We start from the raw sequence: 21,685 nt of genomic DNA on the forward strand, positions 1-21,685 counted from the left end.
CTAAAATGAAAGAAACCAATGCGGTCTTGTTGATGGATAAATTTATCTACTACCTGAAGCAACACCGCTTATATACCCGCACACTTGGAATTATTTGAGTCTCTAAAAATGAGGGGATCTCTGAGACACCCACCTCCTCAATAGCCGACTTGCCTGGCAAGGTGGGTGTCCTCTGTCAGTCATCCAGTTAAATCATTTCAATGACGATCTTGCCCACGGCAAGTTGCGCTTCGCTGCGCGCTCAAGCATCGCTGGCTTGTGCAAGTGTGTAGACGCGGTCGAGTCGTACCTGTACTTGGCCTTGGTCAATCATGTTGGCAATGATGGTCAAGTCGTCGGCGTTGGGTTGCACCACATACGTTTAAACGTGACTTGGTTGGCGTCCCAGTATTCGGCTGCGACGTCGTCCAAAGTAGAAACCACTGTTCCACCGGGGCGAGGAAACCCTGGGACACCCACCTCCTCGATAGCAACCTAGCCGGGCATGGTGGGAGTCCCAATATTGATGTCAGATAAATACATCGCCCCGTATTTATGCAAAGAGATACTCCTCCACAGACTTGACGGTAGCGTAGCCAAATTCAAACGCGGCCATCATTGCCGCATGGGTATGAGCGGCTGGCACGGTCACGCCACCAAACGAAAGATCCAGGGTAGCGCAGGCGTCATGCAGCACAGTCACCGGATACCCCATGTCCACCGCCGCACGCACTACAGCGTCAACACACATATGGCTCATTGCACCCATGACGACGATCTCTTGAACATTGAACGCATCCAGCTGCTGCTTGAGGTCGGTTTCTCGAAAGGCGTTGATGTGTTTCTTGACGATGACGGCTTCATTGCCTTCCGGGGCGACCGCAGACTGGATCCGGGCGCCGTCGGAGCCCTTGAGAAATAGCCTGGCATCCTGGCCATCGGCTTCGTGCCGAATGTGAAAGACGGGCATATCGCTATTGCGAGCATGGGCGATGACTCGGCCTGCATTCGCGACAGCGGCTTCGATGCCGGACAAGGGCAATTTGCCCGTCGGCAGATACTCGTTTTGCAGATCAACGACGACAAGACCTGGTTTCATAAAGATGCTCCAGTCAAATTATCAAAGTGGCGTTGTGTGAAGGCGCAGGCGTTCGCTGGCGCTTCACATTGGGTGTGCAGCAGTGGGTTATTCAATAACCCACTGCTGCACCGAGCACCGGATCCTTTATGGATCATCACTGGCGACGTCATTCGGTGCCGTGTGATTGACATCAGAACGCCAGCGACGCACCGTCTTCCGGGATATCGACGCGGCGCTCGATCCCCTGCTTCTTGACGTAGGCCCGCAGCTCTTCACGGGTCAAGGACATGTGATTGACTGCATCCATGTGCACCGCGACAATTTTCGCGTTTTTCGCAGCCTGTGACGCCCGCAGCACGTCTTCCTCGCCCATGATGATTGCACCGTCGTACCCGATCATTTTTGCTTTCCCGGCGTTGAGGACGATCACCTCGGGCTCATATGTCTCAATGGCCTGGTCTACTTCTTTGCGCCAGATGGTGTCACCGGCCAAATAGAGGGTCTTGTAGCCCTTCGCTTGAAAAACGACGCCCATGGCTTCACCAAGCAGTTTTGCGGGAACGGGATCGGCATACATTTTGTCTGTGCCATGCTGGCCACCGGTTTTGGTGATTTTTACGCCGCCGAACTCGGCTTCGTCAGCCAGTACGCGTACGTTCTTGAAGCCTTGCGAGCGGATCAGCTGCGCATCAGCCTCATGCTGCGCAAACAGCGGAATGTCTTTAGGCAAGGCTTGTTGTGCCGCATCGTCCCAGTGGTCAAGGTGGGTATGAGTAACGATGACCGCATCAACCCCCGAGAGGATGCTCTCTGCCGATGCGGGTAATTCCACCAGCGGATTGCGAAGGTGGCTGCGATAGGTGCCTTCAAACCCGGGGTAAGTGCCCTTTTTAGCCAGCATCGGATCGATCAGGAAGGTTGTGCCTGCGTAAGTGATTTTCACGGTCGCATTACGAACCTGCTGCATCTCAACTTTATGGGTTGAAGTGGAAGCCTGAACGTCGCTGTCTGCTGCAAATACAGGGGCAGTGACGGTGCCAAACGACATGGCGAGTACGAGGGGAAGAGCGTTGAATTTCATGTGATGGGTCCTGTTGATGTGTCGAGGAGGTCATTTTTGCTCAATCCCCATGCGTTAAAAAGTGGCCAAAATGACAACTTTCGATAGAATTGGGCCATCAATACTCAAGCAGGATCTAATCCATGTCCGTCATACGGGTTGCTGTGCTCGCCTTCGAGGGGGTGAGCCTGTTTCATCTCTCCGTGCCTGGGCTCGTCTTCGGCACCGTCCAAACCGCGCAGCATGAACCGCAATACGAGGTCAGCTACTGTGCTGAAGTGCCGGGCATGATAGAGAGCGATCAGGGCATCGCCATCGCCGTCACGCACGGGCTTGAGCTCATGGAGGAAGCCGATGTCATCATCATTCCGGCCTGGAGTGATCCCGCAGCCGTGGCATCAACGCAACTGGTGGACGCCCTTCGATGCGCCAATGCCCAAGGCAAGCTGATCGTGGGGTTATGCCTGGGCGCGTTCGTGCTCGGCGATGCCGGTTTGCTGGATGAGAGGGAGGCGACCACCCATTGGCTCGCACGCGATATTTTTGCTCAACGGTTTCCGAAGACCCGTTTTCGGCCCGAGGTGCTCTACGCCAGTAGCGACAACATAGTGACCTCTGCGGGAACCCTGGCCGCGATTGACTGTTGCCTGCATCTGGTGCTGCAACGATACGGCGCTGACACGGCAAATCGCACCGCGAAGCTGCTGGTGACCCCTCCACATCGGCAGGGGGGGCAAGCACAGTATGTTGAACACTCCGTCCCCCGGCTCGCTACCGAGACCCATCTGTCCGATGTGCTGACATGGGCGAGGCAGAATCTGGCCAGCGATCTGTCGCTGGATCTGCTGGCTGAAAGGGCAAAGATGAGCAGGCGCACCTTTACTCGGCGGTTTCGCGACGCCACCGGCAGTACGGTCACCCAGTGGTTGAATGCCGAGCGCGTTGTCAGAGCACAGGAGCTGTTGGAAACGACGGATTTGCCGATTGAATGCATCGCGGGTGAAGCCGGTTTCGGGACCCCCTTGTCGTTGAGGCAGCAGTTCAGCGCCCAGCTGGGCACGTCACCCTCTGACTATCGGCGGATGTTCTTTCGCAAGATGAGCCCGGATGCGAAGGCCCAAGGCCCGGAGCGTTCAACCGGGTCGCCAACATAGGCATACTCCCCCGCCTGAATATGCGCCGAACGATAGCCTTGCCCTCTCTCTGTCCGTCGCCTCCCCGCCCCGGCTTCAAGTCGAAGAGAGAAGCTGGCCACCGTCTTGATAGCAGACCCGATCATGGCTTGCTCGGTAAACGGGGGGTCCCCTCTCAGTACACTGCGCCGATGGCGTGCCCCCCCCTCGGGGATGCATTCCCCCCTGCCACTGGCCTATAGTGGGCTCCTTTCACACCACCTTTGCGAGCAGCAGCATGTATATCGGCGAATTTGCCCGGCTGGCGGGCACCACACCCAAGGCCATCCGCCTCTACGAGCAGCTCGGGCTGCTGCCCGAGCCCAGGCGGCGCGGCAAGTATCGCGTCTACCGGGCCGAGGATCTGGAGTGGGTCGCCTTTATTCGCGAGGCCCAGCGGCTCGGTTGCAAGTTGAGCGAGCTGGTTCCCTTGCTGGCGGGCCTCACCCGTCTCGCCGAGTTTCCCTGGCAGGCGGTGGAGCAGCTGGTGGCAGGCAAGCTGGCGCAGATAGAGGCAGAGATGGCCAGGCTGCAACGCCAGCACCAGGGCCTGAGCCAGTGCGCCGCCCTGCTGGCGCAGCACCCCTGCCGCTATGGCGCCCCGGTCCGACAGGACCGGGGCGAGTGGGATCATCCCGTAGAAGTGGATCAGGCGCACAAGGTGGCTTGACTCTGTCCCATGGGACAAGGGGTGTAATGGCGGCTCACCTCAAGGAGCCATACCATGACCCCCAACCTGCTTGTCATCAACGGCAACCCCAAACCCGACAGCCTCTGCCATGCCCTGGCCCGCGAATATGCCCGCAGCGCCGAGGCCAGCGGCGCCCGGGTCACCCTGCTCCATATCGGCGAGCTGGCCTTCGAGCCGGACTTGCGCCATGGCTATGATCAGATGCCGCCGCTCGAGGCGGATCTGCTGGCATTGCAGCAGAGCCTCAAGGCGGCCAGCCATCTGGTGATCGTCTCCCCCGTCTGGTGGGGCAGCCTGCCCGCCCGGCTCAAGGGGTTGCTGGACCGAGCCCTGCTGCCCGGGTTTGCCTTCCGCTACCAGGCGGGCAAGGCGCACCCGGAGCAGCTGCTCGCCGGCAAGACGGCGCGCCTGCTGCTCACCATGGACAGCCCGCCCTGGTACTACCGCTGGTGGCTGGGGGATCCCATAGGTCACACCCTTGGCAAACCCGTGCTGGGCTTGTGCGGCATCAGGCTCAGCCATCAGCAGCATCTGGGGCCTGTCCACACCGCCAGCGAGAAGATGCGCACCCGCTGGCTGGCCAGGGCCTGCGCCGCGGCTCGCGCCGATGTGCGCAGGCTGGCGCGCCAGCGCAAATAAAAAAGAAGCCCCGCGATGCGGGGCTTCTTGTATCAGGCGAGGGCGCTTAGGCGGCCGTCACGGGAGCGCGATACTCCTGCTCGGCATCGGCGAAACGCTGGCTCATGGCGCGGGAAGGCGCCTTGTCCAGCAGGCTGAACACCAGGATGGCGATGCTGGCGAACACGAAGCCCGGGATGATTTCATACAGGCCCAGCCAGCCGAACTGTTTCCAGACGATGACGGTGACGGCACCGACCAGCATGCCCGCCAGGGCGCCATTGCGGGTCATGCGCGGCCAGAGCACGGAGAAGATCACCAGGGGGCCGAAGGCGGCACCGAAGCCGGCCCAGGCGTAGCTCACCAGGCCCAGCACCCGGTTGTCCGGATCCCGTGCCACCAGGATGGCCACGACGGCGATCAGCAGCACCATGGCGCGGCCGACCCAGACCAGTTCAGCCTGGCTGGCGTTCTTGCGCAGGAAGGGCTTGTAGAGATCCTCTGTGATGGCACTGGAGCAGACCAGCAGCTGACAGCTCAAGGTACTCATGACGGCGGCCAGGATGGCGGAGAGCAGCACACCGGCTATCCAGGGGTTGAACAGTATCTTGGAGAGCTCGATGAAGACCCGCTCCGGGTTGGCGCTCACGCCGGCTGCCTGCTCGGGGAAGCTGGCGAAGTAGGAGAGGCCGAAGAAGCCGACGCCGACGGCGCCGCCGAGGCAGAGCACCATCCAGGTCATGCTGATGCGACGGGCGTTGACCATGGTCTGGTGGGATCCGGCCGCCATGAAGCGGGCCAGGATGTGGGGCTGGCCGAAGTAGCCCAGACCCCAGGCCATCAGGGAGACGATGGCGATCACGTCCAGGTTCCTGAACATGTCCAGATGGCTGGCGTTGTTGGCCGCAATCTCCACCATGGCGCTGTCGACGCCGCCGACGGCGATGATGACGAACACCGGGGTCAGGATCAGGGCGAAGATCATCAGGGTCGCCTGCACCGTATCGGTCCAGCTCACCGCGAGGAAGCCGCCGAAGAAGGTGTAGGTGATGGTGGCGGCGGCGCCGATCCAGAGGGCGGTGTCATAGTCGATGCCAAAGGTGCTCTCGAACAGGCGGGCACCGGCCACCACGCCGGAGGCGCAGTAGATGGTGAAGAACAGCAGGATCACCAGGGCGGAGAGGATGCGCAGCACCCGGCTCTTGTCCTCGAAGCGGTAGGTGAAATAGTCCGGCAGGGTCAGGGCGTTGTTGTTGCGCTCGGTGTGGATCCGCAGACGACCGGCCACCAGGCGCCAGTTGAAGTAGGCCCCTATGATGAGGCCGATGGCGATCCAGCCCTCCGAGATGCCGCCGAGGTAGACGGCGCCCGGCAGGCCCATCAGGAGCCAGCCGCTCATGTCGGAGGCCCCGGCGGAGAGGGCGGTGACCCAGCTCCCCATGCGGCGACCGCCGAGGATGTAGTCATCGAAGTTCTTGGTGGCGCGATAGGCGATGAAACCGATCAGCACCATGCCCAATATGTACACCAAGAAGGTGATTAACATAGGCGTGCTAGCTGTCATGCAATACTCCCTTATGTGACTCTGGGGCCCGTTCTATGGACGGACCCTCCTTAAAAAAACGCCCTAGCTTAATCAGCCGATCCCCTCTTCTCAACTGTTTTTAACAATTAAAAAACAGTTGGAAAACGTTTTTCATCTAATCAACTGACCAGCCAGGGGTTTCAAAACCAGATATTGTGCTGCGACTCACAGCAAAAAGCCCCCGCCGTGGCAGGGGCCGGGGGGATGCCGGCTCATGGCAGCCGGATCCCCTGCAGGGCGAAGTCCCGTATTCGCCTCAACGATTGATGGCCAAAGGCATGCCGGTGCGCTGCTCCAACGCCTGCTTGACCCGCTGGGAGTCGCTGTCGGCGTGGGCCAGGAAGCGGGTGATGGCCTGGGTCATGGGCAGCGGGGCCGGGACCTTGGAGGCCATCTCCTCTTCGGTGCGCGACAGGGGCTGGTGCACCTCCAGGTAACGGCGGCCGTCTGGCTCGACGCTGGCCTTGATGGGCTGGTTGACGAACTGGACCCGGGTGCCGACCGGTACCTTGTTGAACAGGTACTCGATGTCGTCGTTGCGCAGCCGCACGCAGCCGTGGCTCACCCGCAGGCCGATGCCGAAGTTGGCATTGGTGCCATGGATGGCGTAGAGGTTGCCGATATAGAGCGCAAACAGCCCCATGGGGTTGTCCGGCCCGGCCGGCCAGACCGCGGGCAGGGTCTCGCCGCGCGCCGCGTACTCCTTGTGCACCTTGGCGGTGGGGGTCCAGGTAGGGTTGGCCCTCTTGCGCTGCACGCTGGTGACCCAGTCTTCCGGGGTGTCGGTGCCGAGCTGGCCGATGCCGATAGGCAGCACTTCCACCACCTGCTGCCCCTTGGGATAGTAATAGAGGCGCATCTCGGCCACGTTGATGACGATGCCCTCCCGGGGCGCATCCGGCAGGATCAGCTGATGGGGAATGGTCAGGGTGCTGCCGGGGCGCGGCAGGAAGGGATCCACCCCCGGGTTGGCTTCCATCAGGTTGGTGAGGCCGAGCTGATAGCGGGCGGCGATATCTTCCAGGGTACCCTTGCCCTCGGGCACCTGATATTGGACGTTCTCGCCCACCAGACGGCTGTTGGCCGCCGGCAGCGGGTATTCCAGGGCCCAGCTCGGCGCGCTGGTGACGATCAGGCCAAGCAGCAGGCTGGCCAGGGAGAAACGAAGGCTGTTCATAAATGTCCTGTGATGATGACTGAACCCCGGCGGGCACGGGCCGCGCCGACCGCCTTAAACGGCCCGCTATTCTTCTTCGCGGCGGCTAAAAGTTCAACTGGCAAATCCACGGCGTCTCAGGCGTGCTCGCGCAAGTGCTCGCGCACCGGCAGGGATCCCTGCAACCCGCGCAGATCGTAACCGGTCGGTGTCTGGTGCAGCCGCAGGAAGAAGGCGCCAATCACCGCAAACAGGTGATCGAAGATGTCGGCCTGGATCCCCTCGTACTCGGCCCAGGCCGTGGTCGAGGTGAAGCAGTAGATCTCCAGCGGGATGCCGTCGGAAGTGGGCGCCAACTGGCGCACCATCAGCGTCATGTCCTTGCGGATGGCGGGATGGGCCTGCAGGTAGGCCTGCAGATAGGCGCGAAAGGTGCCGAGGTTGGTGAGGTGACGGCCATTGATGGGGCAGCTGATGGCGTCGCTCTGCTGCTGGTTGTAGGCGCTCAGCTCCTGCTCCTTGCGGCTCAGATAGGGCGCCAGCAACTGCGCCTGCTTGAGCTGCCGCTGCTCGTCCACCGTCAGGAAGCGGACGCTGGTCATGTCGATGTTGATGCTGCGCTTGATGCGGCGCCCCCCCGCCTCCGTCATCCCCTGCCAGTTCTTGAAGGAATCCGAGATGAGGGCATAGGTGGGGATGGTGGTGATGGTCTTGTCCCAGTTGGAGACCTTGACCGTGGTGAGGCCGATGTCGGTCACCTCGCCATCGGCGCCATACTTGTCCATCTGCAACCAGTCGCCGACGTTGAGCATGCTGTTGGCGGAGAGCTGGATCCCGGCCACCAGGCCGAGGATGGGATCCTTGAACACCAGCATCAGCACCGCCGTCATGGCCCCCAGGCCGCTGAACAGTATGATGGGGGACTTGCCCATCAGCAGGGCCAGCATCACTATGCCGACCAGGATGCTGCCCATCAGCTTGACCCCCTGGAAGATGCCCCGCAGGGGCAGCGTCTTGCCCATGGGGGCGCGGCGGCTGATGAAGAGCACGCAATCGAGCACGCAGAAGCTGGCCAGCAGCAGGAACAGCAGGATCCAGAGCTGGGCCACCGTCTCGATCAGGTGCAGGCTCTCGCTGTAGCCCGCCAGCCAGATCTCGGCCTGGGCCAGCAACACAGCCCCCTGCAGGGCGAAGGCGAAGCGGTTGAACATCTTCTGCTGCAACTGGGGCGGCAGCCAGACCTGCAACCAGCGCCCCAGCTGCCGGGTCAGGGCCACCAGCACATAGCGGTGCAACACCAGGTGCAACACCAGAGAGGTGAGCAGGATGAATCCGATGGCGATCACCAGCGCCATCAGGCTGGTCACCTCCACCCCCTGCCCGGTCAACCAGGCGAAAAATGCCTCTCTCATGGCTTCAGCTCCTCTCATGCAACGAGTCGGTCAGACTACGGATCTGCCGTCATATGTCAAACCCGCCCAGTGCTCAAACGACAGCGCCGGCCCAGGGCCGGCGCTGCGTATCAGGCGGGGGCGTCTCAGCCCACCAGGGCCAGGGCGTCGCGGGCGATCACCAGCTCTTCGTTGGTGGGCATCACCAGGGCCAGGCGGCTGCCCTCTGCCGTGATGGGGCCCTCGCCACCGAGCACGGCGGCATGGTTGGCTTCCTTGTCGACCTTGAAGCCAAGCAGGGCCAGTCGTGCCAGCACCATCTCCCGCACCATGGCGGCGTTCTCGCCGATGCCACCGGTGAACACCAGGGCGTCCAGGCGGCCATCCAGGGCGGCGGCGTAAGCGCCCACATACTTGGCAACCCGATAGGTGAAGACATCCAGCGCCCGTTTGGCACCGGCATCGCTGGCGTAGTTGGACGTGACATAGCGGCAGTCGCTGCTCGCCTCGGTCATGCCCAGCAGGCCGGATTCGCGGGTCAGCACACGGTTGATCTCGTCCACCCCATAGCCCAGCTGATCGTGCATGAAGAAGACCACGGCAGGATCGATGTCGCCGCTGCGGGTGCCCATGGCCAGCCCTTCCAGCGGGGTCAGCCCCATGGAGGTGTCGACGGACTCGCCATTTCTGATGGCGCAGACGGAGGCGCCGTTGCCCAGGTGGCAGTTGATGATGTTGAGTTCATTCAACGGCTTGCCCAGCGCCTTGGCGGTCTCTTCGGCGATGAAGCGGTGGGAGGTGCCGTGGGCGCCGTAGCGACGGATGCCGTGCTCCTTGTAGAGGGGATAGGGCAGCGCGTAGAGATAGGCCTCCTCGGGCAGGGTCTGGTGGAAGGCGGTATCGAACACGGCCACGTTCTTGTCGGCCAGGGTCGGGAACACCTTCAAGGCGGCGCGAATGCCGATGAGGTGGGCCGGGTTGTGCAGGGGGGCGAACGGAATGGCGGCCTCGATGCCGGCGATCACCGCCTCATCGATGCGCACCGAGCGGGAGAACTGCTCGCCACCGTGGACGATGCGATGGCCGATGGCCACCAGCTGCTCGGCCAGGGCGGGATCCTGGGGCAGGATCTGGCCCACGATATGGTCGAGGGCGGCCTGGTGCGCGGCACCCGCGCCCAGCATGGCCTCCCCCTTGACCCCGTGGAGTTTCCATTTGATGCGGGCATCATCCAGATTGAAGCATTCGGCCAGGCCGGACAGCATGTCCTCACCCGTTGTGGCATCCATGACGGCAAATTTCAGGGAAGAGCTACCGCAGTTAAGGATCAGTACCAACTTGCTCATGTTCTACATCTTCCTGTGGGCCGGCGTCACGCCGGACAGTATGGTGTCATCCGCGAGGGATGGGATTTCCCCTGCCGGGGGCGTATGGCCGCCTCTGGCGACCAAGTCTTTGATTCCTTTGCCGGGATGCCGCTCGGTGCTCGCCCTAGGGCAGCAGCAGATCCCTGTGTACCTTGACCACCAGCTTCCTGACGGCGCCCGGTTCGTCCGGGGTGCAGAGCGGGCGGTGCAGCTCGCCGGGCCAGAAGATGGCGAAATCCCCCGGCTGCAACGCCAGGTAGCTGGTCTGTTCATGGTCGACAAACCAGAGATCCGGATAGGGGTGACTCGCCCCCTCCTGCCGATATTGATGGGGGCCCACCCCGATCCACTCCCGGCCACGCAGCAGCAGCTGGATGTCGAGGTATTGCTCATGGAACTCGCCGCGGCGATCGCGGGCGGGCTCCGTCATCTCTTCGCCCACCAGGGTGAACAGGCGCAGGCCATCGACGTGCGCCTTGCCAAGGGGCGCGGCCAGCCAGTGGTCGACGCTGATCACCACCTCTTTCATGATGCGCGCCAAGGGGGCGGGCAAGGGGGTACGACCCAGGGTCTCGAGATTGCCGGTGATCATGGCCGTCGCTCCTTTTGCTGCATCTGGTCAGCATCTTTGTCCACAAACGAAAAAGGACCGCAAAGGGTCCTTGTCATGACTGCCTGCACTCCTTGCAAGCAGTTTGCTCACGGCCTGCAACACCGGCCGGACCCACACTGTTACACACTCTGCGGGCCCTTGCCAAGGCATGGGCGATCAGGCGATGAGGAAACGTACCATCTGAAACAATATTATTCACCAGGGGGGGACATCGCACTTTGACCGGGCGCAAAAACGGGAGCCTGAGCTCCCGTTTTTTCATCCCGCGCTGAATCAGCGCACCTTGCCGGCGTTCTCCACCGGCTTGGCATACATGGCGCGCCAGATGGCCTTGTGCTCCTCGGGTACCTCGGACTGGCGGGTCAGAAACGCCGCCTGCTCCAGGGTGTTGGCCCGATCGGGCACATCCGCCGCCAGATAGTTGCCGGGGAAGAGGCGATAGTTGCCCCAGACCGCCTTGTCGATCAGCGCCGCCAGTTGGTCGGGATCCTCGAAGCCGTCGCGGATGGGGGCGCCGAAGGCCACATGGACCCGCCCCTTCTGGCCGACGATGCCGGCCACTATGCTCTCGATATCCTCGAACTCGCCCTTCTCGTAGCTGCCGTTGACCGACTTCTCGTAGAGCTCCCGCGCCTTGGCCTTGTCGGTGGGATCCAGCTCGTAGCTGATGCTGACCGGCACTATGTTGAGGCTGCGCATGTAGTCGGCGAACGGGATCTTCTGCTTCTTGCCGTCCACATAGAACATCTTGAGGATGGCGGGATCCGTCTTGTCATCCCCGTCCTTGGCGCGCCCTTCCCGCTGGGCTATCCAGATGGAGTGCCCCTGGTGCACCGACTGGCCTATGTAGGCAGACAGCTCGCCCAGCGCCTTCATCATCTCCCGCGGCCCCTTGGCGGAGCGCTTGACGATGAAGCTCTTGTTGAGCTTCATCAGCTCAGTGGCACAGGGCTTGCGCAGCAGGTTGTCGCCGATGGCGATGCGCACCGTCTCGAAGCCGTGGGTATGCAGCCCCCAGTTGACGAAGGCGGGATCCATGGCGATGTCCCTGTGGTTGGAGACAAACAGGTAGCCCTGGCCCTGCTGGAGGTGCTCGATGCCGGAGAAGGTCACCCCCTTGGTGGAGGTGGCAATCATGCGGGACATGTAGCGGGTCACCCCCATCTGCACCTGGTGCACCGTGGTCACATGGCGCCATTTTCTGCGCAGGAAGTAACGGATCAGCGGGCGCAGCGCCCAGCCGAATACGCTCATCAGGGCACCGAAACGGTACTTGGCGATGGCGCCGATAAACTCGTCGTCCTGGATGAGGCGCTCGATGGCGGCGGGAACTTCATCGTCGTGATAGGGGCGAATGTCTGCGAATCTGTCTACTTCTGTCACCGGGTCTGCCTTGCTTGAGAGAGAGGCTGGCCGACGGGTCGGCCAAAATTCAGGGCGCAATTTTACACGCTTTTACCCCGAGGACTATGCCACAACGGTCGATATGAGATCTGACCAGCATCAAGAGAGCAGGGATGGGGCGAAAAAGAGGCCCAATCGATAACGGCGCCGCGGATCGGATAGCCCACGGCAACCGATCCGCTCCTGCCCCTGGCAGGCAAGGCGTCTCACGCCCGGGCCAGAGACCAGGCCACCGCCGCCTCGGCGTGGATGGCGGTGGTGTCATAGAGGGGCACGGCGGCGCTGGCGTCCCCCAGCAGCAGCGCTATCTCGGTGCAGCCGAGGATCACGGCTTGCGCCCCCGCCGCGGCCAGCTCGGCGATGATGGCCAGGTACTCGGCCCGGGACGGCTCGCGGATCTGCCCGAGACAGAGCTCGTCATAGATGATGCGATGCACCCGCTCCCGCGCGGCGTCGCCGGGTACCAGCACCTCCAGCCCGAATCCCGCCTCCAGGCGCCCCTTGTAGAAATCCTGCTCCATGGTGAAGCGGGTGCCGAGCAAGCCCACCCGGGTCACCCCGTCGGCTTGCAGGCGGCGGGCGGTGGCGTCGGCGATGTGGATGAGGGGAATGTCGATGGCGGCGGCGATCTCGGGGGCCACCTTGTGCATGGTGTTGGTGGCGATGAGCAGGCACTGGGCGCCACCGGCTTGCAGCTTGCGCGCCTCGCTGGCCAGCAGGCGGGCGGTGGCGGGCCAGTCACCGGCGTGTTGCAGCCGCTCTATCTCGGCAAAATCCACGCTATTGAGCAGCACCCGCGCCGAGTGCAGGCCGCCAAGCTCTGCCCGCACACCCCGGTTGAGAGCCTGATAGTAGCTGACGGTAGACTCCCAGCTCATGCCCCCCAGCAGACCGATACATTTCATAACTGCTCCTTTTCATTGGGGGCACTGAGCCCCGCGGACAAAAAAGGCCCCGCAGGGCCAACAAGACAGACGGCAAGGTGCAGGCACCTAAATCCAGATCATCAGCACGCAGGCGGCCGTGGCCAGCCCCATGCCAAGGTTGAAGCGACGCCAGCCCCTGGCGGTGCGGATGAGGCGACGCACTTGGGCGCCGAACAGCACCCAAAAGGCGCCGGTGTAGAGGCCGGTCACGAAGAAGATGCCGAGCACCCAGCTGGCGGAGGGCCAGTAGGCCTCCCCCGCCAGGGTGAATCCGCTGATGGCGGAGAGGGCCATCATCCACGCCTTGGGGTTGAGCAGCTGCAACAGGGCCCCCTGATGGGCCGGAATGAGCGGCCGGTTGCCCTCGGCCGGGCCGCTGGCGTTGGCCACCTTCCAGGCCAGCCAGAGCAGGTAGGCCGAGCCCGCCAGCTTGAGGCCGTCGTGCAGCAGCGGCACCTGCTCGAACATGACCCCGAGCCCGAGCGCCGTGGCCAGGATCATCAGATTGATCCCCCCCACCACCCCCACCAGCAGGGGCAGGGAGCGGCGAAAGCCCTGGGCGGCCCCGGCGCTGGTGAGAAGCATGTTGTTGGGGCCCGGCGTGCCACAGGTGATGAGGGCAAAGCCCGCCAGGGGAAGCAACCAGTTCAGATCCATCTCAACCTCTTGGTAATACAGGGCGCCAACGATGCGGCAAGCCTCCTAATATGCAGAGCCTGTGCCGTGACGACAAGGCCGGCAATGCATTTTCTTTGCATGAATAATCAGGCAGTCATTAATACCAGAGCATCACCACGCACAGGGCGGTGAGCGCCCCCAGGCTGCCATTGAGGCGGCGCCAGCCCCGATCCGAGTTGATCCAGCGGCTGAGCTGATGGCCGAACAAGGCCCAGGCGAAGCAGACCGGCAGCCCGGCCATGGGGAAGACGGCCATGATGCCCCCCATGCTCGGCCAGTAGTCGCTGCCCGGCAGGCTGAACAGGCTGATGGCGGAGATCCCCATCATCCAGGCCTTGGGGTTGAGGAATTGAAAGCCCAGCCCCTCCAGCAGGGTCAGCGGGCGCGAGCGCCTCGCCGGATCGCCGGGGGCACCGGCCACGGCGATGCGCCAGGCCAGCCAGAGCAGATAGAGGCTGCCCAGCACCTGCAGGCTCAACTTGAGCAGGGGCCAGCGCTCAAACATGGGATAAAAGCCCAGCGCCAGCACCAGCTGCAATACCGGCTGGCCCGCCGTCACCCCGACCAGGTGCGGCACCGTGCGGCGCACCCCGAAGTTGGCGCCGGACGCCGTCAACATGAGATTGTTGGGGCCCGGGGTGCCGCAGGTGAGCAGGGCGAAACCAAACAGGGTGGCATACCATTCGATCGTCATCTTGTGACTCCTTCCTTGTCACATTGTATCGATACAATGTGCCATTCTTGATTGTCGTTGTGGGAGATTTCACGCTATATTGGCCACAACTTTGGATCAATGGATTTATTGTCACCATGACAATCTGGACCCCGGACCTCACCCCCTTCGATGGCCCCCTCTACCTCAAGCTGGTCAAGGCCATAGAGCAGGCCATCGACGACGGCGCCCTGCCTCCCCTGACCCGACTGCCGACCATGCGGGCGCTGGCAGACAGGCTGGGGGTCACCGTCGGCACCATCACCCGCGCCTATGGCGAGGCGGAGCGGCGCGGCCTGCTGGCCGCCAAGGTGGGTCACGGCACCTGGGTCAAGGGGGCGGGCACGGATCCCGCCAACGAGTGGGTGATCCGCAAGGAGGAGGGGCACCGCATCGAGTTGTGGCAGAACCTGCCGGTGCAGCTGGACAGGGCCGCCATCATTCGCCCCATGCTGACCGAGCTGGCGGACGGGGACCTCAATGCCCTGCTCGGCTATGACAAGGAGGCGGGCCAGCCCGGCCAGCGCCAGCTGTTCATCGACTGGCTGGCCGAACAGGGGGTGGCAGGGAGCGAGGATCGCCTGCTGTTCAGCCATGGCGCCCAGCACGGCATCATGCTCTCCCTGATGGCGACCGGCTGCGTGGGGGAGACGCTACTGTGCGAGGGGCTCAGCTATCCCGGCATGCTGGGCAATGCCCGCCAGCTGAAGAATCAGGTGGTGGGGCTGGCGATGGACGAGGAGGGGCTGATCCCCGATGCCCTGGAGGCGGCCTGCCGCAGCCGTCGCGCCAAGCTGATCTACCTCACCCCCACCTTGCAAAACCCCACCACGGCCACCATGAGCCAGGGCAGGCGCGAGGCCGTCGTCGCCATCGCCCGCCGCCACGATCTGCTGATCATCGAAGATGACGTCAACGGCCTGCTGCCCAGCACCCCGGTGGCGCCCCTGGTGAACCTGGCGCCGGAGCGGGTCATCTACCTCGGCAGCCTGGCCAAGATCGCCTGCGGCGGCCTGCGGGTCGGCTTCGTGCTGGCGCCCTCTCCCCTGCGCAACGCCTTCGCCCAGGCGATGCGGCTGTCGAGCTGGATGGTGAGCCCGCTCCTGATCGAGCTGGCCTGCAAGCTGGTGAGCCAGCACCAGATCATGCCGTTGGTGGAGCAGCAGCGGCGGATCCTGACCCGGCGCGGCGAGCTGCTGCGCCACCTGCTGCCCGGGGCCTGCTGGCAGGAAGGCTCCATGCACGCCTGGCTGCCGCTGCCCGAGCCCTGGCGCAGCCAGGAGTTCGCCGAGGCCGCCAACGCCCAGGGGGTGGGGGTGGCGAGCGGAGAGCACTTCGCCGCCGGCCAGTTCGCCGCCCCGCAAGGGGTGCGCCTGAGCCTGAGCCAACCCGCCACCGACGCCCGCGTCGCCGAGGGGCTGGAGCGGCTGGCCGGCTTGCTGCGCGGCTCCCCCCCCACCAATCCCCTGCTGTAACGGCCACGGGTCGATGAAAAAAGGGTTGGCCATGGGCCAACCCTTTGTCCTCTTGCCTCGCCTGTCAGCCGATGCCCCGCAGCAAGATGCTGGCGATGAGCAGCGGCGCCACCAGCCGCCAGCACCAGAGCAGGGCGAAACGGGCCAGGGGCGGCGCCCCTTCCGGCAGCATCTTGTCCCCCAGGCGCCAGCCCAGCAGCAGGGTCAGCACCAGGCCGAACAGCGGCATCATCAGGTTGGAGGTAAGGTAGTCGAGCAGCTCGAACAGGGTCTTGCCAAACAGGGTCGCCTCGGACCAGATCCCGAAGGAGAGGCTGACCGGCACCCCGGTCGCCATGATGAGCAGGGTCAGCACCCGGCAGGCACCACGACGCGACCAGCCCCACTCCTCGCAGGCGAAGCGCACCAGATGCTCCAGCATGGAGATGGAGGAGGAGAGCGCCGCCACCACCAGCAGCAGGAAGAAGATCAGGGCCAGCCCCTGGCCGAAGGGGAGCTGGTTGAACACGGCGGGCATGGTCATGAAGGTGAGGCCGGGGCCCGCGCTCGGATCTATGCCGGTCGAGGCCAGAGCCGGGAAGATCATCAGCCCCGCCAGCACCGAGATCAGGCTCGCCAGTGTCACCACCCAGACCCCGGAGCGCAGCACGCCCTGGCTGCTTGGCAGGTAGGCGCCATAGGTGGTGTGAACCCCAAGGCCGATGGAGAGGGAGAAGAAGGCCAGCCCCAGGGCATCGAGCACGCTCTGGCCGCTCAGCTGACTGAAGTCCGGCAGCAGCAGCTGACGCACCCCGGCCATGGCGCCCGGCAGGGAGAGCCCCACCCCCACCAGCAGCAGCATCATGACGAACAGGGCGGGCATCATCCAGCGCAGCGCCCGCTCCACCCCCTTCTGGATCCCCCCCTGCACGAACCACCAGGTCAGGCCCGCGAACAGCAGATGGGTCAGGGCAGGCCACCAGGGGTCGCTCACATAGCTGGTGAAGAGGGCGGTCAGGGCATCCCCCTGGCTCAGGTTGAGGCGCCCCATGGCGGCGAAGCCCACGTAGCCCAGGGTCCAGCCCCCCACCACGCTGTAGAAGCTGTAGATGCAAAAGCCGCACAGAATGCCCATGTAGCCCATCCAGCGCCAGTTAGGCCCCACCAGCTTCTTGAAGGCCCCGAGCACCCCGCGCTGGCTCTGGCTGCCGAGCAGGGTCTCCCCCACCAGCACCGCCACCCCCAGGGTGAAGCTGAACAGCAGAAACAGCAGCAGGAAGGCGCCGCCGCCATTGGTGGCGGTCACATACGGAAACTTCCAGATGGCACCGAGGCCGATCGCCGTGCCGGCGGCGGCCAGCACATGACCGAGACGAGAAGACCACTGCACCTGTCTCATACCAACTCCCTTGAGGACAACATGATTGACTCCATGATGGACGCACAAAAAGGGCCGCCTCGCGGCGACCCTGCAACAAGATCCGGCTCCTCAGCCCGTCCAGGGCGGCCTCGTATGGACACAACTGGAACGACTGCATAGCGCGGGGCCCATGCCATGGCATAGGGCCCGGAAAACGAGTGGGCGACAGCCTAAACCATGGCAAGGCAAGTTGACAGATCCTGTCGAACATTCTCGGCAAAATCAGTTGAAAAATCCCGATTTCTCACTCAAGGCAGGGTTTGATCGAGTCGGCGCCCTCACCGCTCGCCGTTTCTGCGGCCGGCACACTGACCGCATCCAAGCCCTCACCCCAGGCCGCGGATCAGGATGCCGCCGATGAGCAGGGGCGCCAGCCAGCGCCACCCTCCCAGCAGCAGCGCCTGCCAGGGCTGGCCCAGCCCTTTGGGCAGTATGGTGCGGCCCAGCCGCCACCCCAGCAGCAGGGTGAGGCCGAGACCGAACAGCGGCATCATCAGGTTGGAGGTGACAAAATCGAGCAGCTCGAAGATGTTCTTGCCAAACAGGGTCACCCCGGACCAGGGGCCGAACGAGAGGCTGACCGGTATACCGCCCGCCATCACCAGGGCGATGATCAGGGTGCAGCTGCTGCGCCGCCGCCAGCCCCAGCTCTCGCTGACGAAGCATTGCAGGTGCTCGAGCAGGGAGATGGCCGACGAGAGCGCCGCCACCACCAGCAGGGCGAAGAAGAGGCTGGCCAGCCCCTGGCCGAAGGGGAGCTGCTGGAACACCGCCGGCATGGTCATGAAGGTGAGCCCGGGCCCGGCGGTGGGATCTATGCCGGTCGCCGCCAGCACGGGGAAGATCATCAGCCCCGCCAGCACGGCGATCAGGCTGGCCAGCAGCACCACCCAGAGGCTGGAGCGCCCCACCCCTTCGCTGGAAGGCAGGTAGGCGCCATAGGTGGTGTGGATGCCAAGGCCGATGGAGAGGGAGAAGAAGGCCAGCCCCAGGGCGTCGAGCACCCCCTCCATGCCGAGCTTGTCAAAATCCGGCAGCAGGAAGTGGCGCACCCCGGCCATGGCGCCGGGCAGGGTCAATCCGACGGCGGCGAGCAGCAGCATCATCACCAGCAGGCTCGGCATCATCCAGCGCAGGGTGCGCTCCACCCCTTTCTGCACCCCGCCCTGCACGCAGCACCAGGCGAGGGCCGCGAACGCCAGGTGAGAGAGTACGGGCCAGAGGGGATCCGCCACATAGTCGTTGAAGCGGGCGGTGAGGGCGGCGCCATCACCGCTGTTGAGGCTGCCGGACAGGGCCATGGCGGTGTAGCCCAGGGTCCAGCCCCCCACCACGCTGTAGAAGCAGAAGATGAGCAGGCTGCACAGCAGGCCCATGGCGCCGAGCCAGCGCCAGCGCGGGCCCGCCAGGCTGGCCATGGCCCCCACCACTCCGCGGCTCAGGCTGCCGAGCAGGGTCTCCCCCATCAGCACCGCCACCCCCAGGGTGAAGCTGAACAGCAGGAACACCAGCAGGAAGGCCCCCCCACCGTTGGCGGCCGTCACATAGGGAAACTTCCAGATGGCGCCGAGGCCGACTGCCGATCCCGCGGCGGCGAGGATATAGCCGAGTCGGGATGACCATTGGGACTGCTGCATATGAACTCCGGGGTCAGGGCCAGGGCCTGGGATGCCGCTGGCGAGAAGCGGCGGCCAGAGTAAGGGAGGGGCTGCGCAATCACAACGATGAAATCTGGCATGAATGCGGAATGATTGGCAGGAATCACCAATAAAGCTCCACTTTAAAGACAATGCTGCCAACAATAAAAAACCGGAGCAAGGATGCTCCGGTTTCGTTGCAGGATGAGCGGGCCGGCCGACTCAGATCACCCCGAGCTCCCGCAGCCGCTCCATCAGGTAGCTGTGGGCGGTGTGACGCTCCGAGAGCACCACGTCCGGGCGCGGATGCAGGAACAGCGGCAAGGAGATGCGCGACTTGCTGGCGCTGCCGCCGGTCGGGTTGATGACTCTGTGGGTGGTGGAGGGATAGTAACCGGCGGAGGCCTCCTGCAGCATGTCGCCGATGTTGATGATGAGGGTGCCAAAGTCGCAGGGCACGTCCATCCACTCCCCGTCGGCTCCCTTCACCTGCAGGCCCGGCTCGTTGGCGGCGGGCAGTATGGTCAGCAGGTTGATGTCCTCATGGGCGGCGGCCCGAATGGCGCCCGGCTCCTCGGTGCCGTCGAACGGCGGGTAGTGCAGCACCCGCAGCAGGGTCTTCTGGCTCTCTTCGATCATGGAGGAGAGCGGGCAGCTGTAGTTGGCGGCGATGTCGCTCGGGGTGTACTGCTCGACCCAACCCAGCAGCTCGGCGGCCAGGTTGTTGGCCAACTGGTAGTACTCCATGGCCTGGGCCCTCAGCTCTTCCGGCATCTGACCCCAGGGGTAGAGGTGGAAATACTCCTTGATGTCCTTCTGGCTGTGGCCCTTGGCCACCTCGGACACCGACGGCGGGAAGTAGCCGTCCTGGGTCTCCCGGTTGAACAGAAAATCCTGCTTGCGTTCGCTCATGAAGAAGCGATACCAGTTGTCGTAGATCCCCTGTACCAGCTCCTTGGGAATGGGGTGATGGGTCAGCACACCGAAGCCGGTGGTGCGCAGGGATTCGGTGAAGCGTTGGGCGGCATCGGGGGCCCGGTAGTCGACGGTCAGGACTTTCATGTGCGTTGTTGCATGGCTGTTAAAAAGTGGCCGCAAGTTTACCCTCATGCCGCCCGCAAGAGAAGCCTTGCCCGCCATCTCGTCGCCGCGCCCTGGCCGTGCCGGGACAGACGCCGTGCCGGGGCAGACGCAGCCCCCTTGTCCCCGGGCCTGCCGACTCCTAGAATGCGCATCCCACACACCGCCGTCTGCGACACCGCAAGGAGTGCAACCATGATGACAACCACGGGATCACGAGCCGTCCTGCTCACCCTCTGCCTGCTGCTGGGGGGCTGCAGCAGCCTCTCCCGGGAGGAGTGCGCCGCCATGAGCTGGTACAACCTGGGCTTTGCCGACGGCGAACAGGGCAAGGCGCCGGATGCGGGCAAGGGGTACGCCGAGCGCTGCGGCGAACACGGGATAGCGGCGGATCTGGGGGAGTGGCAGCGAGGCTACCAGAAGGGACTTGAGCTCTACTGCATCCCGGAACTCGCCTATCGCAAGGGGCGCAACGGGGAGGAGTATCAGGGGGTCTGCCCCCATGACGAGACCTTCCTGCGCCAGTTCGAGCGTGGCCAGCGGGAGTATCAGCTCGCCGCCCGCCTCGACGAGCTGACCCAGGCCATCGGCCAGAATGAGCGGGAGATACGCCAGCTCGAGCAGCTGATCCGCAATGAGGACGACGGCGCCAGGCGCGACGGCTATCGCTATCAGAGGGAGCGGGCCCTGCGCCGCGATGCGGCCTTGCGCCGGGAGTACAACCGCCTGCGCTATCCCCCCAGGGTCATCGAGTTCAAGCTGTAACCAGCCCCCCCCAAGAAGAGGCCGATGACCCATCATGGGCCTCTCTGGTTAGAGGGATCAGAGCACCCAGCGCGCCAGCCCCAGGGCGATGCCATCCTCGTTGTGATCCGCCGTGACCTTGTGGGCCATCCCCTGGATCTGCTGGGCCGCATTGCCCATGGCCACCGCCAGCCCGACCCGCTCGAACATGCTGATGTCGTTGTTGTTGTCGCCAAACGCCACCACCTGCTCCAGGGGGATCCCCTCCCCCGCCGCCCACTGGGCGAGCCGGTTGCCCTTGCTGCAACCGGGTTGCACCAGCTCGACCGCATAGGGCGCCGCCCAGTCCTGGGTGAAGGGCAGCGATCCCACCACCCGGCTGACGAAGTCGTGCAGCCGGGCCGGCTCCTGACCAAACAGCTCCAGCTTCCACACCTGGGGCTGGGCCAGCAGCTCGGCGCAGGTCTGGGGCAGCAACTGCACCCTGTGCTGCTGCGCCGCATTGGCCGACCAGTCGCGGATCCGGGTGACATAGGGCTCGCAGCCGATGTGGCCTATGCCGTGGGAGAGGTGGGCCAGGGCCTCGACCTCCTCCTCGGCCATGGCGGCCAGCAGGCGGCTCAGGGGCGCGCTGGCCAGAGGATCGCCGCAGAGGATCCTGTCCCCTGCGGGGTCGTAGAGATAGGCGCCGTTGCTGCAGATGATGGGGGTATCCAGCCCCAGATCATGGTGGAAGGGGCGCGCCGTCATGAAGTGGCGACCCGTCACCAGCAGCACCTTGATGCCACGGGATCTGGCCTCGGCCAGCGCCGCCCTGGTCGCACTGGAGATCCTGTGATCCCGGGTCAACAAGGTGCCATCCATGTCCAGTGCGATCGCCTTGTACTGCGTCATATCCCCTCCCATCTGCTGAGCCA

20 protein-coding genes are annotated in these 21,685 nt (G+C 64.0%); 5 read left to right on the forward strand and 15 right to left on the reverse strand.

Going from position 1 to position 21,685, the window contains the following annotated elements; all coding sequences use genetic code 11:
- Positions 1-532: 532 nt before the first annotated feature.
- Together ACLHZ1_RS02160 and ACLHZ1_RS02165 are read right to left on the reverse strand one after the other, a co-directional pair.
- Positions 533-1,078 carry a cysteine hydrolase family protein gene (locus ACLHZ1_RS02160; protein ID WP_427260788.1) on the reverse strand — a complete coding sequence of 182 codons (546 nt, stop codon included), beginning with the start codon at positions 1,076-1,078 and terminating at the stop codon, positions 533-535.
- 172 nt (positions 1,079-1,250) lie between these two features.
- The gene (locus tag ACLHZ1_RS02165) at positions 1,251-2,141 is read right to left on the reverse strand and encodes an MBL fold metallo-hydrolase (protein ID WP_427260789.1); all 891 of its coding nucleotides are present in this window, start codon (positions 2,139-2,141) and stop codon (positions 1,251-1,253) included.
- A gap of 122 nt (positions 2,142-2,263) precedes the next feature.
- Here ACLHZ1_RS02165 and ACLHZ1_RS02170 point away from each other — a divergent pair, with 122 nt between their 5' ends.
- From ACLHZ1_RS02170 to ACLHZ1_RS02180, 3 genes are all read left to right on the forward strand, one after another.
- The gene (locus tag ACLHZ1_RS02170) at positions 2,264-3,274 is read left to right on the forward strand and encodes a GlxA family transcriptional regulator (protein ID WP_427260790.1); all 1,011 of its coding nucleotides are present in this window, start codon (positions 2,264-2,266) and stop codon (positions 3,272-3,274) included.
- Positions 3,275-3,530: 256 nt separating this feature from the next.
- Positions 3,531-3,962 carry a MerR family transcriptional regulator gene (locus tag ACLHZ1_RS02175; protein WP_427260791.1) on the forward strand — a complete coding sequence of 144 codons (432 nt, stop codon included), beginning with the start codon at positions 3,531-3,533 and terminating at the stop codon, positions 3,960-3,962.
- Between the two features lie 54 nt (positions 3,963-4,016).
- Positions 4,017-4,622 (forward strand): NAD(P)H-dependent oxidoreductase, encoded by a 606-nt coding sequence (locus tag ACLHZ1_RS02180; RefSeq protein WP_427260792.1) that lies wholly within the window; start codon positions 4,017-4,019, stop codon positions 4,620-4,622.
- A 46-nt stretch (positions 4,623-4,668) separates the two neighbouring features.
- Here the strand turns inward: ACLHZ1_RS02180 and putP are convergent, their stop codons facing one another.
- The 9 genes from putP to ACLHZ1_RS02225 all read right to left on the reverse strand — a co-directional run bounded on the left by putP (position 4,669) and on the right by ACLHZ1_RS02225 (position 14,415).
- Complete coding sequence (gene putP / locus ACLHZ1_RS02185) at positions 4,669-6,165, reverse strand: sodium/proline symporter PutP (RefSeq protein ID WP_427260793.1); 1,497 nt, start codon at positions 6,163-6,165, stop codon at positions 4,669-4,671.
- Positions 6,166-6,442: 277 nt separating this feature from the next.
- Positions 6,443-7,363: a L,D-transpeptidase family protein gene (locus ACLHZ1_RS02190; protein ID WP_427260794.1), complete on the reverse strand. Its 921-nt coding sequence runs from the start codon at positions 7,361-7,363 to the stop codon at positions 6,443-6,445.
- 116 nt (positions 7,364-7,479) lie between these two features.
- On the reverse strand, positions 7,480-8,754 hold the full coding sequence (locus tag ACLHZ1_RS02195) for a mechanosensitive ion channel family protein (RefSeq protein ID WP_427260795.1): 1,275 nt from the start codon (positions 8,752-8,754) through the stop codon (positions 7,480-7,482).
- A 125-nt stretch (positions 8,755-8,879) separates the two neighbouring features.
- Entirely contained in the window at positions 8,880-10,079 is a 1,200-nt protein-coding gene (locus ACLHZ1_RS02200) for an acetate kinase (protein WP_427260796.1), read from the reverse strand.
- Positions 10,080-10,224: 145 nt separating this feature from the next.
- Positions 10,225-10,692 (reverse strand): YhcH/YjgK/YiaL family protein, encoded by a 468-nt coding sequence (locus ACLHZ1_RS02205; protein WP_427260797.1) that lies wholly within the window; start codon positions 10,690-10,692, stop codon positions 10,225-10,227.
- 294 nt (positions 10,693-10,986) lie between these two features.
- On the reverse strand, positions 10,987-12,096 hold the full coding sequence (locus ACLHZ1_RS02210) for a 1-acyl-sn-glycerol-3-phosphate acyltransferase (RefSeq protein ID WP_408797034.1): 1,110 nt from the start codon (positions 12,094-12,096) through the stop codon (positions 10,987-10,989).
- A 227-nt stretch (positions 12,097-12,323) separates the two neighbouring features.
- A complete protein-coding gene (locus ACLHZ1_RS02215) occupies positions 12,324-13,022 on the reverse strand; it encodes an aspartate/glutamate racemase family protein (protein WP_408797032.1) in 699 nt (232 codons plus the stop codon).
- An 87-nt stretch (positions 13,023-13,109) separates the two neighbouring features.
- Positions 13,110-13,700, reverse strand: coding sequence for a LysE family translocator (locus ACLHZ1_RS02220; protein WP_408797030.1), 591 nt, complete (start codon positions 13,698-13,700; stop codon positions 13,110-13,112).
- 118 nt (positions 13,701-13,818) lie between these two features.
- On the reverse strand, positions 13,819-14,415 hold the full coding sequence (locus tag ACLHZ1_RS02225) for a LysE family translocator (protein WP_427260798.1): 597 nt from the start codon (positions 14,413-14,415) through the stop codon (positions 13,819-13,821).
- A 116-nt stretch (positions 14,416-14,531) separates the two neighbouring features.
- Here ACLHZ1_RS02225 and ACLHZ1_RS02230 point away from each other — a divergent pair, with 116 nt between their 5' ends.
- The gene (locus tag ACLHZ1_RS02230; protein ID WP_427260799.1) at positions 14,532-15,908 is read left to right on the forward strand and encodes a PLP-dependent aminotransferase family protein; all 1,377 of its coding nucleotides are present in this window, start codon (positions 14,532-14,534) and stop codon (positions 15,906-15,908) included.
- A 64-nt stretch (positions 15,909-15,972) separates the two neighbouring features.
- Here ACLHZ1_RS02230 and ACLHZ1_RS02235 read toward each other — a convergent pair whose 3' ends face one another.
- The 3 genes from ACLHZ1_RS02235 to ACLHZ1_RS02245 form a co-directional block, all read right to left on the reverse strand.
- The gene (locus ACLHZ1_RS02235; protein ID WP_427260800.1) at positions 15,973-17,286 is read right to left on the reverse strand and encodes a sodium-dependent transporter; all 1,314 of its coding nucleotides are present in this window, start codon (positions 17,284-17,286) and stop codon (positions 15,973-15,975) included.
- Between the two features lie 347 nt (positions 17,287-17,633).
- Positions 17,634-18,944: a sodium-dependent transporter gene (locus ACLHZ1_RS02240; RefSeq protein WP_427260801.1), complete on the reverse strand. Its 1,311-nt coding sequence runs from the start codon at positions 18,942-18,944 to the stop codon at positions 17,634-17,636.
- A gap of 222 nt (positions 18,945-19,166) precedes the next feature.
- Positions 19,167-20,006 carry an isopenicillin N synthase family dioxygenase gene (locus tag ACLHZ1_RS02245; RefSeq protein WP_408797021.1) on the reverse strand — a complete coding sequence of 280 codons (840 nt, stop codon included), beginning with the start codon at positions 20,004-20,006 and terminating at the stop codon, positions 19,167-19,169.
- 213 nt (positions 20,007-20,219) lie between these two features.
- Here ACLHZ1_RS02245 and ACLHZ1_RS02250 point away from each other — a divergent pair, with 213 nt between their 5' ends.
- Positions 20,220-20,789, forward strand: coding sequence for a DUF2799 domain-containing protein (locus tag ACLHZ1_RS02250; RefSeq protein WP_427260802.1), 570 nt, complete (start codon positions 20,220-20,222; stop codon positions 20,787-20,789).
- A 57-nt stretch (positions 20,790-20,846) separates the two neighbouring features.
- Here ACLHZ1_RS02250 and ACLHZ1_RS02255 read toward each other — a convergent pair whose 3' ends face one another.
- Positions 20,847-21,662 (reverse strand): Cof-type HAD-IIB family hydrolase, encoded by an 816-nt coding sequence (locus ACLHZ1_RS02255; RefSeq protein WP_427260803.1) that lies wholly within the window; start codon positions 21,660-21,662, stop codon positions 20,847-20,849.
- Between the last annotated feature and the right edge of the window lie 23 nt (positions 21,663-21,685).

The organism is Aeromonas sobria (genome assembly GCF_050266975.1).
Lineage (GTDB): Bacteria > Pseudomonadota > Gammaproteobacteria > Enterobacterales > Aeromonadaceae > Aeromonas > Aeromonas sobria_B.